The sequence below is a fragment of the Pseudomonas sp. F-14 TE3623 genome (assembly GCF_053629015.1).
Map to the genome: position 1 here is coordinate 3,128,163 of NZ_JBRJHM010000001.1, position 16,492 is coordinate 3,144,654.

General features: G+C 60.6%; 13 protein-coding genes. 5 read left to right on the top strand and 8 right to left on the bottom strand.

Translation table 11 applies throughout. The features are described 5' to 3' along the window. Positions 1 to 21: 21 nt before the first annotated feature. The 4 genes from AB7M29_RS14575 to AB7M29_RS14590 are packed head-to-tail and all read left to right on the top strand — an operon-like array spanning position 22 to position 7,096. Complete coding sequence (locus AB7M29_RS14575) at positions 22 to 1,095, top strand: WD40/YVTN/BNR-like repeat-containing protein (protein WP_454247122.1); 1,074 nt, start codon at positions 22 to 24, stop codon at positions 1,093 to 1,095. Positions 1,096 to 1,126: 31 nt separating this feature from the next. Continuing rightward, on the top strand, positions 1,127 to 3,643 hold the full coding sequence (locus tag AB7M29_RS14580; RefSeq protein WP_454247123.1) for an efflux RND transporter permease subunit: 2,517 nt from the start codon (positions 1,127 to 1,129) through the stop codon (positions 3,641 to 3,643). Between the two features lie 7 nt (positions 3,644 to 3,650). After that, on the top strand, positions 3,651 to 5,429 hold the full coding sequence (locus AB7M29_RS14585; protein WP_454247124.1) for an acyl-CoA dehydrogenase C-terminal domain-containing protein: 1,779 nt from the start codon (positions 3,651 to 3,653) through the stop codon (positions 5,427 to 5,429). Between the two features lie 23 nt (positions 5,430 to 5,452). Then, positions 5,453 to 7,096, top strand: a complete 1,644-nt coding sequence (locus AB7M29_RS14590) for a fatty acid--CoA ligase (RefSeq protein WP_454247125.1) — start codon at positions 5,453 to 5,455, stop codon at positions 7,094 to 7,096. A 126-nt stretch (positions 7,097 to 7,222) separates the two neighbouring features. On the opposite strand, the gene AB7M29_RS14595 is transcribed toward AB7M29_RS14590, so the two are convergent. Beyond that, complete coding sequence (locus AB7M29_RS14595; protein WP_217857737.1) at positions 7,223 to 7,678, bottom strand: MarR family winged helix-turn-helix transcriptional regulator; 456 nt, start codon at positions 7,676 to 7,678, stop codon at positions 7,223 to 7,225. A 182-nt stretch (positions 7,679 to 7,860) separates the two neighbouring features. Next, positions 7,861 to 8,313 (bottom strand): Ohr family peroxiredoxin, encoded by a 453-nt coding sequence (locus AB7M29_RS14600; protein WP_095053613.1) that lies wholly within the window; start codon positions 8,311 to 8,313, stop codon positions 7,861 to 7,863. Between the two features lie 254 nt (positions 8,314 to 8,567). On the opposite strand from AB7M29_RS14600, the gene AB7M29_RS14605 reads away from it, so the two are divergent. Next, positions 8,568 to 9,575, top strand: coding sequence for an Ldh family oxidoreductase (locus tag AB7M29_RS14605; protein WP_454247126.1), 1,008 nt, complete (start codon positions 8,568 to 8,570; stop codon positions 9,573 to 9,575). A 123-nt stretch (positions 9,576 to 9,698) separates the two neighbouring features. Here AB7M29_RS14605 and AB7M29_RS14610 read toward each other — a convergent pair whose 3' ends face one another. The 6 genes from AB7M29_RS14610 to AB7M29_RS14635 form a co-directional block, all read right to left on the bottom strand. Beyond that, on the bottom strand, positions 9,699 to 11,279 hold the full coding sequence (locus tag AB7M29_RS14610; protein WP_454247127.1) for an aldehyde dehydrogenase (NADP(+)): 1,581 nt from the start codon (positions 11,277 to 11,279) through the stop codon (positions 9,699 to 9,701). 168 nt (positions 11,280 to 11,447) lie between these two features. Continuing rightward, a complete protein-coding gene (gene abaF, locus AB7M29_RS14615) occupies positions 11,448 to 12,845 on the bottom strand; it encodes a fosfomycin efflux MFS transporter AbaF (protein ID WP_454247128.1) in 1,398 nt (465 codons plus the stop codon). A 71-nt stretch (positions 12,846 to 12,916) separates the two neighbouring features. Next, on the bottom strand, positions 12,917 to 13,834 hold the full coding sequence (locus tag AB7M29_RS14620) for a dihydrodipicolinate synthase family protein (RefSeq protein ID WP_030132201.1): 918 nt from the start codon (positions 13,832 to 13,834) through the stop codon (positions 12,917 to 12,919). Between the two features lie 116 nt (positions 13,835 to 13,950). Continuing rightward, positions 13,951 to 14,979, bottom strand: coding sequence for a trans-3-hydroxy-L-proline dehydratase (locus AB7M29_RS14625; RefSeq protein ID WP_454247129.1), 1,029 nt, complete (start codon positions 14,977 to 14,979; stop codon positions 13,951 to 13,953). 137 nt (positions 14,980 to 15,116) lie between these two features. Continuing rightward, on the bottom strand, positions 15,117 to 15,839 hold the full coding sequence (locus AB7M29_RS14630) for an amino acid ABC transporter ATP-binding protein (protein WP_095053608.1): 723 nt from the start codon (positions 15,837 to 15,839) through the stop codon (positions 15,117 to 15,119). After that, the gene (locus AB7M29_RS14635; protein ID WP_217857731.1) at positions 15,832 to 16,482 is read right to left on the bottom strand and encodes an amino acid ABC transporter permease; all 651 of its coding nucleotides are present in this window, start codon (positions 16,480 to 16,482) and stop codon (positions 15,832 to 15,834) included. Before AB7M29_RS14635 ends, AB7M29_RS14630 begins: the two co-directional genes overlap by 8 nt. Positions 16,483 to 16,492 lie beyond the last annotated feature (10 nt).

Here is a 16,492-nt window from a genome sequence, read left to right on the forward strand (position 1 = left end):
GTTATCCGAAGAGGACGCGGTATGTGTTCGTACAAAAATTATCTGCAGCTGGCGCTCGGCGTTCTGCTTGCAACGTTGCAGGGCATGAGTCAGGCGTCCGCTTATGTCGACGTGCTGGATCTGCCGGCCAGGGTCAGCGCCTTGGCCGCCAATAGCCCGTTATCCGGCATGGCCCGCGCCGGCGACCGCTTGGTCGCAGTCGGGCAGCGTGGCCACATTCTGTATTCCGATGATGCCGGCAAACACTGGCAGCAGGCAGCGGTGCCAGTCAGTGCCGACCTCAATGCCGTGAGTTTTCCTTCCGCCACCCAAGGCTGGGCGGTGGGCGGCGACGGCGTGGTGTTGCACAGCAGTGACGCTGGCGCGACCTGGCGCAAACAACTGGACGGCCGCGAGATCGGTGCCTTGCTGGTCAAGCATTACGGCGCGTTGGCCAGTGCAGAACCCGGCAACGAACAATGGCCACTGCTGGTCGCCGAAGGTGAGCGCCTGATGGCGCAGGGCGCCGACAAACCGTTGCTCGATGTCTGGTTCGCCAACGAGCGCCTTGGCTATGTGGTCGGGGTGTTCAACCTGATCCTGCGCACCGAAGACGGCGGCCAGAGCTGGACGCCGTTTCAGGATCGCACCGACAACCCGCAGGGCTTTCACCTCAACGCCATCGCCTCTACCGGTGATGCACTGTACATCGCCGGAGAGCAGGGCCTGTTGCTCAAGTGGGATGACACCCAACAGCGGTTCGCCGCCGTGCAGACACCCTATCAGGGCAGTTTTTTCGGTGTGCTCGGCAAGCCCGGCGAAGCGCTCGTCTACGGCTTGCGCGGCAATGTGCTGCGCAGCACCGATGGCGGTCACAGCTGGACCCCGCTGAAGAATGGCCTGCACGTCAGCATCACCGCCGGCATCGTCGATGCCCAAGGTAATTACCGCTTGTTCACCCAGGGCGGGCAGATGCTGGTCAGCCAGGGCTTCGGTGCGCAATTGCATCTGGTTCAGCAACGGGCACCGACACCTGTGACCGGCGCCACTCAGTCCGCCGACGGTGCACTGGTGGTAGTTGGCAGCCGTGGTGCACGGACGCTGTCCGTTGAATAAGCCCTCGAACCCTTAGAGCGAGAACCCAGACATGGGCCATACCAAACAAGAAACCATGCCGGTGATCCGCGATCTGCGGGATTTCGACCGCCATTCCGGCAATCGGTTGGAGCGGTTGGTGTTCAACTATCGCCCGCTGTTCATGCTGTTGATGGCGCTGGCCACCGTGGTGCTGGGCTACATGGCCGCGACTCGCCTGGAGCTGCGTCCCAGTTTCGAAAAGATGATTCCGCAGAGCCAGCCGTACATTCAGAATTTCCTGGAAAACCGTCAGTCGCTGCGCGGTTTGGGTAACTCGGTACGGGTGGTGGTGGAGAACACTCAGGGCGATATCTTCGACCCCGCTTATCTTGACGTGCTCAAGCAGGTCAACGATCAGCTGTTCGTCACCGAAGGCGTCGACCGTGCCTGGATGAAGTCGTTGTGGAGCCCGGCGGTACGCTGGACCGAAGTCACCGAGGAAGGTTTCCAGGGTGGCCCGGTGATGCCCGATACCTACCAGGGCAAGCCTGAAGAAATAGAACAGCTGCGCCAGAACATTTCCCGCGCCGGTATCGTCGGCAGTCTGGTGGCCAGCGACTACAAATCGAGCATGCTCATTGTTCCGCTGCTGGACAAAGCCACGGCCAGCGGTCAGCGCATCGACTACCACGCCTTTTCGCAGATGCTCGAAGAGCAGTTGCGCGACAAGATCGAGTTCGCCGGTGACAGCGCGGCACGCAAGGCCGGGGAGGAGGGCAAGGGCCAGTACAAAGTCCGGGTGATCGGTTTCGCCAAACTGATGGGCGACCTGATTGACGGTCTGATCCAGGTGATGATGTTCTTCGGCCTGGCCGTCGTCACGTCGCTGATCATCATTTACGCCTACACCCGATGCGTGCGCAGCACTTTGCTGGTGGTTGGCTGCTCGCTGATCGCAGTGGTCTGGCAACTGGGTATCGTCGCCTGGCTGGGCTATGCCATCGATCCTTACTCGGTGCTCGTGCCTTTCCTGATCTTCGCCATCGGTGTGTCTCACGCGGCGCAGAAAATGAACGGCATCATGCAGGACATCGCCCGTGGCACCCACAAGCTGATCGCCGCACGCTACACCTTCCGCCGCCTGTTCATTGCCGGCGTCACCGCGCTGCTGGCCGACGCTGTCGGATTCGCGGTGCTGATGCTGATCGACATTCCGGTGATCCGCGACCTGGCGATCACTGCCAGTATCGGTGTGGCGGTGCTGATTTTTACTTCGCTGTTGCTGATGCCGGTGGCGCTGTCTTATGTCGGCGTCGGCACCAAGGCTGCCGAGCGTGCGCTGAAAATCGACACGCGTGCAGAAGGGCACAAAGGCTTCGGCAAACTGTGGGACTTGCTCGACCGCTTCACGACGCGCAAATGGGCCACGGGGGCGGTATTGGTCGCGGTGCTGATGGGCATCGGCGGCTTCATGGTCAGTTTGCAGCTGAAGATCGGCGACCTGGAAAGTGGCGCACCGGAGTTGCGTGCCGACTCTCGCTATAACCGTGACAACGCCTACATCACCAGCCACTACGCGCTGTCCAGCGACCTGTTCGCGGTGATGATCAAGACCGCGCCGGAAGGCTGCTTGAACTACAAGACGCTGGTTCTAGCCGACCGTCTGGCCTGGGAGCTGCAGCAGTATCCGGGCGTACAGGCCACGGCTTCGTTGGTCAACGCGGTGCGCCAAATCACCGCCGGTACTTATGAAGGCAACCCCAAGCTCAACAGCATCCAGCGCAATCAGGACGTGCTGAACTACGCCGCGCAGCAAGCCTCGGTCAACTCCCCGGAGTTGTTCAACACCGATTGCTCGTTGATGCCGGTGATCACCTTTCTCAAAGATCACAAGGCCGAGACCCTGGATGCCGTGGTGGGCATCGCCGAAAAATTCGCCCGAGAGAACAACAGCGAAGATCGCCAGTTTCTGCTGGCGGCCGGGTCGGCCGGGATTGAGGCGGCGACCAACATTGTGGTGCGCGAGGCCAACCGCACCATGCTGCTTTACGTCTATGCGGCGGTGACGCTGTTCTGCCTGATCACCTTCCGCAGCTGGCGCGCAACCCTGGTCGCCCTGTTGCCACTGGTCCTGACCTCGATTCTTTGCGAGGCGTTGATGGTGGCCATGGGCATTGGCGTGAAAGTCGCGACTCTACCGGTGATCGCATTGGGCGTGGGCATCGGCGTGGACTACGCCTTGTACCTGCTCAGCGTGCAGTTGCATTACCAGCGCCAGGGCCTGCCGCTGAGTCAGGCTTACCGCAACGCCGTGTCGTTTACCGGGCGGGTGGTGGGCCTGGTGGGCATCACCCTGGCGGCGGGCGTTGTGTGCTGGGTCTGGTCGCCGATCAAGTTTCAGGCCGACATGGGCATCCTGCTGACCTTCATGTTCCTGTGGAACATGCTCGGCGCGCTGATCCTGATTCCAGCCCTGTCGTATTTCTTGCTGCGTCACCCGGTTCCGCAAGCCGATGTGGCGCAAGCCGGTGAAACCGGTACATCCCAACGTCAGGACATGTCGCATGCCCTGACCACTTCCGAGTAAGCCAACTATGTCTGATTACAGAGCTCCTTTGCGCGACATGCGCTTCGTACTCAACGAGGTTTTCCAGGTGTCCCGGCTATGGGCCCAATTGCCTGGCATGGCCGAGGTGATTGATGAAGAAACGGCCGCCGCCATTCTTGAAGAGGCCGGCAAGATCAGCGCCGAGGTGGTCGCGCCGCTGAACCGCAGCAGCGACGAACAGGGCTGTACCTGGAGCAACGGTGCGGTCCAGGCTCCGGACGGATTTGTCGCGGCCTACCAGGCATTCGCCGAAGGCGGTTGGGTGGGTGTTGGTGGCGATCCGCAGTTCGGTGGCATGGGCATGCCCAAGGCGATTTCGGCTCAGGTCGAAGAGATGGTCAACTCGGCAAGTCTGTCGTTCGGCTTGTACCCGATGCTGACCGCCGGTGCGTGCCTGTCGATCAATGCCCATGCCAGTCAGGAACTCAAGGAACGCTATCTGCCGAACATGTATGCCGGCACCTGGACCGGTTCTATGTGCCTGACCGAGGCGCACGCCGGCACTGACCTGGGCCTGATTCGCACCCGAGCCGAACCCCAGGCCGACGGCAGTTTCAAGATCAGCGGCAGCAAGATCTTCATCACCGGCGGCGAGCACGACCTGACCGAAAACATCATTCATTTGGTGCTGGCCCGGTTGCCGGATGCACCGGCCGGTCCCAAGGGCATCTCGCTGTTTCTGGTGCCCAAGGTGCTGGTCAATGACGATGGCTCGCTGGGCGAGCGCAACGCGCTGTCCTGCGGTTCCATCGAACACAAGATGGGCATCAAGGCCTCCGCCACCTGTGTGATGAACTTTGACGGTGCGACCGGCTGGATCGTCGATGCGCCGAACAAGGGGCTGGCGGCGATGTTCACCATGATGAATTACGAACGCCTTGGCGTGGGCATCCAGGGCCTGGCGTTGGGTGAGCGCTCGTATCAGAACGCAGTCGAATACGCCCGTGACCGTCTGCAAAGCCGTTCGCCGACGGGCGCGCAGAACAAGGACAAAGCCGCCGACCCGATCATCGTGCACCCGGATGTACGGCGCATGCTGTTGACCATGAAAGCCTTGAACGAGGGCGGGCGTGCGTTCTCCAGCTACGTGGCGCTGCAACTGGATACCGCCAAGTATAGCGATGACGCGGCAACCCGCACCCGCGCCCAGGAACTGGTGTCGCTGCTGACCCCGGTGGCCAAGGCGTTTCTCACCGACATGGGGCTGGAAACCACGGTGCATGGCCAGCAGATCTTCGGAGGCCACGGCTACATCCGCGAGTGGGGCCAGGAGCAATTGATTCGCGATGTGCGCATTACGCAGATCTACGAAGGCACCAACGGTATCCAGTCACTGGACCTGGCCGGGCGCAAAATCGTCGGCAGCGGCGGGGCGCTCTACCGGCTGTTCGCTTCGGAAATCCGCAAATTTACCGCCAATGCCTGCGCCGACCTCGGTGAGTTCACCAAACCGTTGAACGCCGCCGTCGACACCCTCGACGAACTGACCGCATGGCTGCTGGACCGAGCCCAGAGCAACCCGAATGAAATCGGCGCGGCTTCGGTCGAGTACCTGCACGTGTTTGGCTACACCGCGTACGCCTACATGTGGGCACGAATGGCCAAGGCTGCCATGAGCACGTATTCCAAAGACGATTTCTACGTCAGCAAACTGGCTACCGCACGCTTCTACTTCGCTCGCCTGCTGCCGCGCATCCACTCGTTGAGCGCTTCGGTCAAGGCCGGCAGCGAATGCCTCTACGAGCTGGAAGCAGCGCACTTCTGATCGAAAGGACAAGGAACCCAACCATGATGGCGACAAAAATAATTCCGCCCGCCGATGGCGCCTATGCCTACCCCTTGCTGATCAAGCAATTATTGCTGTCCGGCGTGCGCTACGAACCGGGCCGGGAAATCGTCTACGCCGACAAACTGCGCTACAGCTACCAGACCCTCAACCAGCGGATCCGCAGGCTGGCCAACGCCTTGACCGCTGCCGGCGTCAAGGCCGGAGATACGGTGGCCTTGCTCGACTGGGACAGCCATCGTTACCTGGAATGCTTCTTTGCGGTACCGATGATCGGCGCGGTGCTGCATACCGTGAACATTCGTCTTTCGCCGGATCAGGTGCTCTTCACCATGAACCATGCCGAGGACGACCTGGTGCTGGTGCATGATGATTTCCTGCCGCTGGTTGAACAGATCCAGGGGCGGCTTGAAACCGTCAAAGGTTACCTGCAGCTCACGGACGACACAGCAATCGATACGTGGTTACCGGTGCTGGGGGAATATGAAAACCTGTTGTCCAGGGCCGCAGACCGGTACGACTTTCCCGACTTCGATGAAAACTCGGTGGCGACCCTTTTCTACACCACGGGCACCACGGGCGACCCTAAGGGCGTGTATTTCACCCACCGCCAATTGGTCCTGCACACCTTGAATGCCGTGGGCACTTTGGGTGTCTATCAAGGCCTGCCGTTGCTGCGTTCCGATGATGTGTACATGCCCATCACCCCGATGTTTCACGTGCATGCCTGGGGTGTGCCTTATGTCGCCACCCTGATGGGGCTCAAGCAGGTGTACCCCGGCCGCTACGAACCCAACAGCCTGGTCAGGTTGTATCGTAAGGAAAAGGTCACTTTTTCCCATTGCGTGCCGACCATTCTGCAGATGATCTTGAGCTGCGAGGAAGCGGCACAGACCCGTTTCGATGGCTGGAAAATGCTCTTGGGTGGCAGCGCACTGACGCTGGGAATTGCCAGCGAAGCGAGCGCCAAAGGTATTCAGGTGCACAGCGGTTATGGCATGTCGGAAACCTGCCCATTGCTGTGCCTGACGTACCTGCGTGATGAAGACCTCGAACAATCCACGCAAGCCCAACTGGCCACCCGCATCAAGACTGGCACGCCGGTGCCGATGGTCGACCTGAAAATCATCGATGCCAATGGCAATGACGTTGCCCATGACGGCGAGTCTCTGGGCGAGATCGTGGTGCGCGCACCCTGGCTGACCCAAGGCTATTTGAAGGAGCCCGAAAAGGGTGCCGAGCTTTGGCACAACGGCTGGATGCACACCGGCGATCTGGCCTCCATCGACGCCTTGGGAGGGGTGGAAATCAAAGATCGAATCAAGGATGTCATCAAGACAGGCGGGGAGTGGATCAGCTCCCTGGAACTGGAAAGCCTGATCAGCGAACACGCGGCGGTGATGTCGGTCGCGGTCGTGGGCATTGCCGATGAGCAATGGGGCGAACGGCCGATGGCGCTGGTGGTGTGCGAGCCTGGGCAGTATCTCGACCGCAAGATCCTGGAGACGCACCTTCAAGGGTTTGTCGAGCGTGGCCGCATCAACAAATGGGCGATCCCCAAGCAGTTCAAGTTCGTCGCCGAGATTCCTAAAACCAGTGTGGGAAAGATTAATAAGAAGCTGATTCGGGAAAGCGAATTGGGGTGAAAAAGAAGATGAGGTACCAAGGGGCGAGTGTCCCGACCCTATGATTCAATGACTAGCCCAATCCGAAAAGGTTGGGCTTTTACATACCCGAAAATACCCCCGATTAAAAAAACGATCAGTGGTCACTCATTCCCCGGTTTTCGTCGATTTGATGAGGTTGTTGCGCAGCTTCACGATCGCATTCTGCATCTGCATGAACTCGTCCGGTGTCAGACCGGTTGCGTCGGAGAGGCCCATTTCGGGACGGCCTTCGCGCAACTGTCGACCATTCTTCGTCAGACTGATGCGCACCTGCCGCTCGTCCTCGGGATCACGCTGCCTCTGTAGATAGCCCATCGCTTCCAGCTTCTTCAGGATCGGTGTGAGCGTGTTCGATTCGAGAAACAGCTTCTCGCCCAGGCTACCCACGGTTTGATTGTCTTCCTCCCATAGCGCAACGATGGTGATGTATTGCGTATAGGTGAGCCCCAGCTGCTCGAGTATCGGCTTGTAGGCCTTGCCGAAGGCCAGGTTCGTGGAATAGACCGCAAAACACAGAAAGTCGGAGAGCTTGGCGGGAGCCGTCTTGTCGGTGGGTTTCATGTGCTTCCTCGTTGGCCAAAGTTGAAGGCTCGCAAAGGCAAAATATACCGCGTATGCGATTGTATCGGAACAGCTCTGACTTCGACTGTGGCCGGGTTCGACAGTACGAATGGGCTCCTGATTCGCATGCGCTTAAAGCGCATGCGATATATACGTGGAAAAAAAAGGCCAATCACAGTGCGTCATGCCGTGAGGACGTTCAGGGCCACGTCGATATTGCCTCGCGTCGCTTTCGAGTAAGGGCAAATTTGATCTGCGGTATGCGCCAGCGTTGTCGCGATGTCATGCGCCAGACCTGGGACGCGCAGAGTCAACCGAGCCTGGAGGAAGTACGCCGGACCGGTCTGGCCCAGATCGACTTCGATGTCGACGGACAGATCAGACGGCAGCACCACGTTCATTTCATTTGCCACCAGCCCGACGGCGGCGGTGTAGCAGGCCGACCATGCGCCGGCGAACAATTGCTCGGCGGTTGGGTGCGGTGCAATGGCTTTGAACTCGTGCGCCAGTTTCGCGTTTCCAGGCGACGAGAGCTGGATGTCGAGGCTGCCGTTATGGCCCCGCGAAGTATTGCCAGCGGCGCTAACGGTGGTGTGAGTCTTGCCGGTGGCCAGTACTTTTTCGATCTTGCTCATGGGGGTGGATCCTCAACGTTTCAAAAGATGTGATTTATGTGTCGTATACGTTTGTATCGTATGCGATGTAATAATAATTACGCAGACCCCCACCGATGTCAATTGATCGCGTTGCGCCTGCCGACGAGTGGTGCGGCCACACAAGGTCGACTGCTTTTAGCGATATGCCGAATTCGTCATCAACCCGACCTAAAGCGATCAAGCCGTGAGCCTTGGAATGGCCCAGTCTGGATGGTCTGTCCAAGGAGATGAGCATGATCCGACTGACCCTGATCGAAGCCCGTGAACTGGCCGAATCGATCCTGTTGCACAACGGTTTTAATCTGGCCCACGCGCAAGCGGTGGCGGCGACGGTGATCGCCGGCGAGCGCGATGGCTGTGCCTCCCACGGTTTGTACCGGATTCTGGGCTGCGTGAATTCCCTGCGGGCCGGCAAGGTGTCGGCCGATGCCGAGCCGCAGGTGATCGACCAGGCGCCGTCGATCGTGCGGGTGGATGCCGCTGGTGGTTTCTCGCAATTGGCGTTTCAGGCGGGGCTTGGGCTGCTGACGGAGAAAACCCGGGCCAACGGGATTGCGGCGTTGGCGATCAATCGCTGTGTGCATTTCTCGGCGCTGTGGGTGGAGATCGAGCAGTTGACCGCTGCCGGGTTGGTGGCGCTGGCGTGTAATCCGAGCCATGCCTGGGTGGCACCGGCGGGGGGACGTGTGCCGGTGTTCGGCACCAATCCCATAGCCTTTGGCTGGCCGCGTGCGGGGCAGGATCCGTTTGTGTTCGACTTCGCCACCAGTGCGATTGCCCGTGGCGATATCGAGTTGCATCGGCGTGCCGGCAAGGCGATTCCCGAGGGTTGGGGCGTGGACGCTGAGGGCCGGCCGAGCACCGATGCCAATGTGGTGCTCGACAGCGGCGCGATGCTGACGTTCGGTGGGCACAAGGGCTCGGCGCTGGCGGCGATGGTGGAGTTGATCGCCGGGCCTTTGATCGGTGATTTGACCAGTGCCGAATCGCTGGCCTACGACGCGGGCAGCAGGTCGTCGCCGTACCATGGCGAGTTGATCATTGCGCTGGATCCGCGACGTTTTCTGGGAGCGGCCACTGAGGAACATTTGGCCCGGGCCGAAGTGTTGTTTCAGGGCATTGAAGGGCAGGGCGCCCGCTTGCCGTCGCAACGGCGTTATGCGGCACGGGCACGCAGTATGGTGGAGGGGGTGCAGATTCCCGAGGCACTGTACAACGACCTGAAAGCACTGCTGGCTTGAAACGAAATACCCAACCCTGTGGGAGCGGGCTTGCTCGCGAAGGCGGTGTGCCAGGCAATGCAAATGCTGACTGACACTCCGCCTTCGCGAGCAAGCCCGCTCCCACAGTTTTTCGAGTGTTTTTTAAATCGGGTCGCGCTGGTTGATGCCGTCAACCAGTCGAGCAATGCCCAGCGGGTTGGCATTTTTCAGGGCGTCGGGCAACAAGGTGTCCGGGCAGTTCTGGTAGCACACCGGGCGCAGGAAGCGCTCGATGGCCAGGCTGCCGACCGAAGTGCCACGGGCATCGGAGGTCGCCGGATAGGGGCCGCCATGCACCATGGCATCGCAGACTTCGACGCCGGTGGGGTAGCCGTTGAACAGCACCCGGCCGACCTTTTGTTCCAACAGTGCCAGCAGATCGGCGTGTTCCTTCAGGTCCTGTGCTTCGCCAATCAACGTGGCGGTGAGTTGACCGTGCAAACTGTTAAGCGCTTGTCGCAACTCGGCCTTGTCGGCCACTTCGACGACGAGGGTGGTCGGGCCGAACACTTCTTCCTGCAATAGCGGATCACCCTTGAACAGCAGACTGACGTCGGCCTTGAACAGTTGCGGCCGCGCTTGATTGCCCTGCTGATCGTGGCCTGCCAAGTGGGTTATTCCCGGATGGTCGAGCAAGGCCTGCACACCTTTTTCGTAGCTGCCGAGGGTGCCGGCATTGAGCATGGTCTGCGCCGGTTGTTCGGCCATCAAGGTACTGAGCCGCGCGGTGAAAGCACTGAAGTGGGGTGAGCGAATACCGATCACCAACCCCGGATTGGTACAGAACTGACCGCAACCCTGGACCACCGACGCCACCAGTTCACCGGCGATTTTCTCGCCGCGCGCGAGCAGAGCTTCCGGCAATACCAGCACCGGGTTGATGCTGCTCATTTCGGCGAACACCGGGATCGGTTGTGGCCGTGCGGCGGCCATGTCACAGAGGGCGCGACCGCCCTTTAGCGAGCCGGTGAAACCGACGGCCTGGATCACCGGATGCTTGACCAGCGCTTCACCGACGCCTGCGCCGTAGATCATGTTAAACACACCTTTGGGCATGTCGGTTTGCTCGGCGGCGCGGATGATTGCATCGGCCACGCGTTCGGCGGTCGCCATGTGTCCGCTGTGGGCCTTGAACACCACCGGGCAACCGGCGGCCAGAGCGGCAGCGGTGTCACCGCCGGCGGTGGAAAAGGCCAGCGGGAAATTACTGGCGCCGAACACGGCCACCGGACCGAGACCGATCCGGTATTGGCGTAGGTCGACCCGTGGCAGTGGCAGACGTTCGGGCAAGGCACGGTCGATACGCGCACCATAGAAATCGCCCCGGCGCAGAACCTGAGCGAACAGGCGCATTTGGCTGCTGGTACGGCTGCGTTCACCTTGAATGCGCCCGGTCGGCAGCGCGGTTTCGCGGGTGACCAGAGCGACGAATTCATCATCCAGCGCATCCAGTTGCGCGGCGATCGCCTCAAGAAATTCTGCACGGCGAGTCGCCGGCAAGTTGCGAAAGGCCGGGTAAGCGGCAGCAGCGGCCTGGGCGGCGGCGTCCACTTCTTCCACGGTGGCTTGCATGAAAGAGAAGGGCAGTGCTTCGCCAGTGCTGGCGTCGTGGCTGTGCAGGGTGATGCTGCCAGCGGCGCTGCGGGCGCCGGCGATGTAGTTGTGGCCGATGATCTCGGGCATGGAAAACTCCTGTTGGAAAAGAGGGGGGCTAATGCCAGTCAGTCAAGAATTTGAACGCCCGCAATCCATGTGGGAGCGGGCTTGCTCGCGAAAGTGGTGTGTCAGGCGACATTAATGTTGACTGTGCCGCCGTCTTCGCGAGCAAGCCCGCTCCCACAGGTTTTTGGCTCAAGCTAGCTCACTACCCCGGCGCGGGGTGGCCGGCGCGGCGCTATCCAGTGCAGCAATACGCGCGGCAGATTCCGCATCCACCTGGTGCAACGACTTGCCGCGGGTTTCCCGGGTCAGGCCGACGGCCACGATGGAGATCAGCGCGGCGCCAACCAGGTACCAGGCGATGGGTGTCGAGCTGTGATATTTGTTGAGCAAGGTGATCGCGATCAGCGGTGCCAGGGAACCGGCGAAAATCGGCGCCACCTGGTAACACAGTGAAAGTGCGGTGTAGCGCACATGGGTCGGGAACATTTCGGCCATCAGCGCCGAGTAGGGCGCATAGGTCATCGACTCGATGCCCAGGCCCAGAATGATCGCTGCCATGATCAGCCAGTTATTGCCGGTGTCCATCATCGGGAAACCGATAAAGCCCCAGAACGCAGTGAGCACCGCGCCGGTCAGGTAGATCGGTTTGCGCCCGACGATATCCGACAGATACCCCATCAACGGAATCAGGAAGAAGTGCACCAAGTGCGCGCCGAACATCAGCAGCAGAATTTCCGAGGTGTCCTTGTGCACTACCAGTTTCAGGTAGGTGATCGAAAAGGTAACCACGGTGTAATAGAGAATGTTCTCGGCAAAGCGTGCGCCGATCCCGACCAGCACAGCGCGCCAGTGATGACGCAGCACTTCGACCACACCCAGCTGTTGCTGCTTGGTCTGTGCCTGACGGGCCTGGGCTTCTTTGAAGATCGGCGCGTCATCGACGCTGGTGCGAATCCAGTAGCCGATCAGCACCACCACCGCCGAGAACCAGAACGCCACGCGCCAGCCCCAGGCGAGGAATTGCTCCTCCGACAGGTTCGATGACAACAGCAACAGCGCGACCGTAGCCACCAGGTTGCCGGCCGGCACCCCGGCTTGCGGCCAACTGGCCCAGAAGCCTCGGCGATTGTCGGGGCAGTGTTCGGATACCAGCAGAATCGCGCCGCCCCATTCGCCACCAAAGGCAAAGCCCTGGATCAGCCGCAGCAGCACCAATAACACTGGCGCGGCATAGCCGATGCTGTCGAAGCCGGGTAGGCATCCCATCAGAAAAGTGGTGATACCGACCACCACCAGGCTCAATTGCAGCAGGCGTTTTCGGCCGAATTTGTCACCGTAGTGACCGAACACCAGACCGCCCAATGGGCGGGCTAGAAAGCCGACCGCGTACAGGGCGAAGGCGGCGATGATGCCGTCGATGGGGCTGTCGGTCTGGCGGAAGAATAACTGGCCGAAGACCAGTGCGGAGGCGGTGCCGTAGAGAAAGAATTCATACCACTCGGCAACGGTGCCGGCCATGGCGGCGGCCACTACGCGTTTGAGTCCCGAGGGGGTGGTTGCGCTTTGCGTGTGTAGAGGATTGGACATGCTGGCGTTTCCTGTAGGGGCGCAAAAACAGGCAGCCGGGCCGGGTCCGCAAAGACCCGTCCGGCAATCACTCAGAGACCGACGTCTGGCAACTCCGGACGGTTAGCCAGGGCCTTGGCCATGATCTGTTCGACGAACACCCGATCGGCTTCCGGCAGTGCCAGGCGTGGCGGACGGGTCAGCGCGCTGCCGCGACCGGCGATGGCTTCACAGAGCTTGATGCACTGCACCAGGTCGGCACGGGCATCGAGGTGCAAGATCGGCATCAGCCATTCGTAGATCGGCATGGCTTCGGCAAAGCGACCAGCCTTGGCCAGGCGGAAGATGGTTTCGCCTTCTTTCGGGAACACGTTCGACATGCCGGAGACCCAGCCTTCGGCACCCACCGCGATGCTTTCCAACACCACGTCGTCCAAACCTGCGAACAGCACGAAGCGGTCGCCGACTTCATTGCGCACGTCGATGAAACGACGGGTATCGCCGGACGAATCCTTGAAGCACACCACGTTGTCGCAGTCGGCCAGGGAAATCAGGATGTCCGGGGTGACGTCGTTTTTGTAGATCGGCGGGTTGTTGTAGACCATCAGCGGTACGTCGGCGTTTTTCGCCACGTAGCGGTAGTGCTCGGCGGTCTCGAACGGCTTGGAACCGTAGACCAGCGCCGGCATCAGCATCACGCCGTCGACGCCGACCCGGCGCACGGCATTGGCGACCTTGGCCGCTTGCACGCTGGTGAACTCGGCCACGCCGCAGATCACTGGCACACGGCCCCGGGAGGCATCGACCGCGACTTCGGTCACGGCGATTTTTTCTTCGGCGGTCAATGAGGTGTTTTCCCCCACCGAACCGCACACCACCAGGCCTGATACGCCGTCACGGATCACGTTGGAAATCACCTGATGGGTTTTTTCCAGGTTGATGGTGAAGTCATCGTTAAATTGAGTGGTCACCGCGGGGAAGACGCCACTCCAGTTTATACGCTTGCTCATTGTTGCCTCCGGTTGGTTGATTGTATTTCGTATACGATATTTTAAATGACAATGACTCGGCTAGTGTTTTTTTCAATGAGTCAGGGGTTTTTGGTAGCCGTTGGTCTGGGGGAGTTTCAGGCACCCGGCCATGTGTCTGACAGGCGATAGCCCTGTGGCCACGGATCGCTCGGGTCGAGCAGCAATTGGTGGGTGCCGGTGATCCAGGCCCGGCCGGATATGCACGGGTAGATTGCGGGGCGTCCGGCCACTTCGGTCAGGGAATCGATGCGGCAGTGGAATTCGGAACCGATGATCGAACGCCCAATAAAGCGCTCGCCCACCTGCATCAATCCCTTGGCCTGCAGCACCGCCATGCGCGCCGAGCAGCCAGTGCCGGTGGGCGAGCGGTCGATCTTGCCGGGTTGAATCACCACCGCGTTGGCGCCGGTGGCGATGCCGTTTTCAACGACGATGGGCGCGGCAATCTGGCAGAAGGAAATATGTGACCATTCGGGGTTCAGCGGATGGACGAAGCCCAATTGTTCATTGGCCGCGCGAGTGATTTTCAACCCGACCGCCACCAGGTCGGCAGCCTCATCAGGACGAATGGAAAAGCCCAGGCGTTTGGCGTCGGCGATCACAAAGCTGTCGCCGCCATACGCAGTGTCGACCTGCAACGAGCCAAGGCCTTCGACTTCGATCCAGGCGTCGAGGCGATCAGCGAAGGAGGGCACGTTCTTGATTTCTACCCGCTCGACCTTGCCATCACGGCAATCGGCCACGGCCTCGATCAAGCCGCCGGGCGCTTCGAGCACCAGTCGGGTCTGCGGTTCGGTCATCGGCAGAATGCCGCTGTCGAGCAGCACGGTGGCGACGCACAGCGAATTGGAGCCGGACATCGGTGGCGTGTCCGCCGGTTCCATGATGATCCAGGCCATGTGCGCCCGAGGATCCTTGGCCGGCACCAGCAGGTTGACGTGACGGAACACACCGCCGCGCGGCTCGTTGAGCACGAAGTTGCGCAGTGTCTGATCCTTGGCGATCCAGCGCGATTGCTCCCACACAGTGGCGCCCGGTGGTGGGGCGACACCGCCGACGATCACATCACCGACTTCGCCTTCGGCGTGACAGCTGACTACATGAATGACTTTCGATGAGCGCATTACCTGCTCCTTGTTTTGTCTGTTTGGGCCCCTTCGCGAGTAAGCCCGCTCCCACATTGGATCTCCTGTGTGCCACAGATCTCGAATGTACCGAAGTTCTAATGTGGGAGCGGGCTTGCTCGCGAAGGGGCCAGCCGCTATTTCACCGATTTCAGAAATGCCGCAGTCTCCGCATGCACCGGATTACCAATCACCTGATCCGGCGAGCCGATCTCGTGCACCAGGCCATTGCGAAAGAACGCCACGCGGTCGGAGACATCGCGGGCAAAGCGGATTTCGTGGGTCACCAGCACCATGGTCATGCCGTCTTCGGCGAGCATGCGCATGGTGTCCAGCACCTCGCCGACCAATTGCGGATCGAGGGCCGACGTGGCTTCGTCGAACAGCATGTAGTCCGGCGACATGGCCAGGGCGCGAGCGATGGCCATGCGTTGCTGCTGGCCTCCGGACAACTTGCCAGGGAAGGTCTTGAGCTTGTCGGCAAGGCCCACGTGGGTCAGTTGCTGCACCGCCAGTTCCTCGGCGTCGCACTTGCTTTTACCCAAGACTTTGCGTGGCGCCAGCATCACGTTTTCCAGCACCGTCAGGTGCGGGAAGGCATTCCATTGCTGGAACACGATGCCGATTTTCTGCCGCAGGCGATTGAGGTCGGTGGCGCTGTCGTGGACCTCGACGCCATCGACGCGAATGCTGCCTTTCTGGATCGGTTCCAGGCCGTTGATGCACATCAGCAGGGTCGATTTGCCGGAGCCCGAGCCGCCGATGATCGACACCACCTCACCCTTGTTCACCGTCAGGCTGACACCCTTGACCACGGCGAGGTCGCCGAAGGATTTATGTACGTTGTCGATCTCAATCATTTTCTTGCCACCTTCTTTCCAGACGAGCGCCCAGGCGTGCGACCACCAGGCTCATGACGTAGTAAATAAGGCCCGCGATGCACAGCACCAGCAACGGTTCCTGGATGCGGGTGACGATGGTTTGTGAGGCGCGCAGCAGTTCGACGATGCCGATCCACATCACCAGCGCGGTGTCTTTCATCACGCCGAGCACCAGATTCAGCCACCCGGGGAAAGCCACCCGGGTGGCCATCGGCAGGACGATCCAGCGCAGGTCCTGCAGGAAGCTCAGGCCCAGCGAGCGACTCGCCCGGCGCAGGGTGAACGGCACCGACAACACGCCAGCGCGCACGATCTCGGTGAAGTACGCGGCGGCGTAAACCCCCAGCACAATGCAGCCGACGCTGAAGGCGCTGATGTTCAAGCCGACGATGCTTTTGAGCGAGTTGAACAGCACGAACTGGATCAGCAACGGCACGCTGCGAAACACGTCCAGCACCCAGGCCAGGGGCAAACTGGCCCGCGGCAACAAGGCCCGCAACAGACCAAAGAGCAAGCCGGCGAGGGAGCCGAGCAGGATCGACCAGAACGTCAGTTGCAGCGTGACCCAGGCGCCATTGAGCAGGAACAACAGGTCATTGGAGGAAAAACCGGTAGAGAACATGCACAGCTCC

What these genes read in the sequence shown, in the direction of transcription:
- AB7M29_RS14575 (WP_454247122.1), top strand. Translation starts at nt 22, where the DNA reads ATGTGTTCGTACAAAAATTATCTGCAGCTGGCGCTCGGCGTTCTGCTT.
- AB7M29_RS14580 (WP_454247123.1), top strand. Translation starts at nt 1,127, where the DNA reads ATGGGCCATACCAAACAAGAAACCATGCCGGTGATCCGCGATCTGCGG.
- AB7M29_RS14585 (WP_454247124.1), top strand. Translation starts at nt 3,651, where the DNA reads ATGTCTGATTACAGAGCTCCTTTGCGCGACATGCGCTTCGTACTCAAC.
- AB7M29_RS14590 (WP_454247125.1), top strand. Translation starts at nt 5,453, where the DNA reads ATGATGGCGACAAAAATAATTCCGCCCGCCGATGGCGCCTATGCCTAC.
- AB7M29_RS14595 (WP_217857737.1), bottom strand. Translation starts at nt 7,678, where the DNA reads ATGAAACCCACCGACAAGACGGCTCCCGCCAAGCTCTCCGACTTTCTG.
- AB7M29_RS14600 (WP_095053613.1), bottom strand. Translation starts at nt 8,313, where the DNA reads ATGAGCAAGATCGAAAAAGTACTGGCCACCGGCAAGACTCACACCACC.
- AB7M29_RS14605 (WP_454247126.1), top strand. Translation starts at nt 8,568, where the DNA reads ATGATCCGACTGACCCTGATCGAAGCCCGTGAACTGGCCGAATCGATC.
- AB7M29_RS14610 (WP_454247127.1), bottom strand. Translation starts at nt 11,279, where the DNA reads ATGCCCGAGATCATCGGCCACAACTACATCGCCGGCGCCCGCAGCGCC.
- abaF (WP_454247128.1), bottom strand. Translation starts at nt 12,845, where the DNA reads ATGTCCAATCCTCTACACACGCAAAGCGCAACCACCCCCTCGGGACTC.
- AB7M29_RS14620 (WP_030132201.1), bottom strand. Translation starts at nt 13,834, where the DNA reads ATGAGCAAGCGTATAAACTGGAGTGGCGTCTTCCCCGCGGTGACCACT.
- AB7M29_RS14625 (WP_454247129.1), bottom strand. Translation starts at nt 14,979, where the DNA reads ATGCGCTCATCGAAAGTCATTCATGTAGTCAGCTGTCACGCCGAAGGC.
- AB7M29_RS14630 (WP_095053608.1), bottom strand. Translation starts at nt 15,839, where the DNA reads ATGATTGAGATCGACAACGTACATAAATCCTTCGGCGACCTCGCCGTG.
- AB7M29_RS14635 (WP_217857731.1), bottom strand. Translation starts at nt 16,482, where the DNA reads ATGTTCTCTACCGGTTTTTCCTCCAATGACCTGTTGTTCCTGCTCAAT.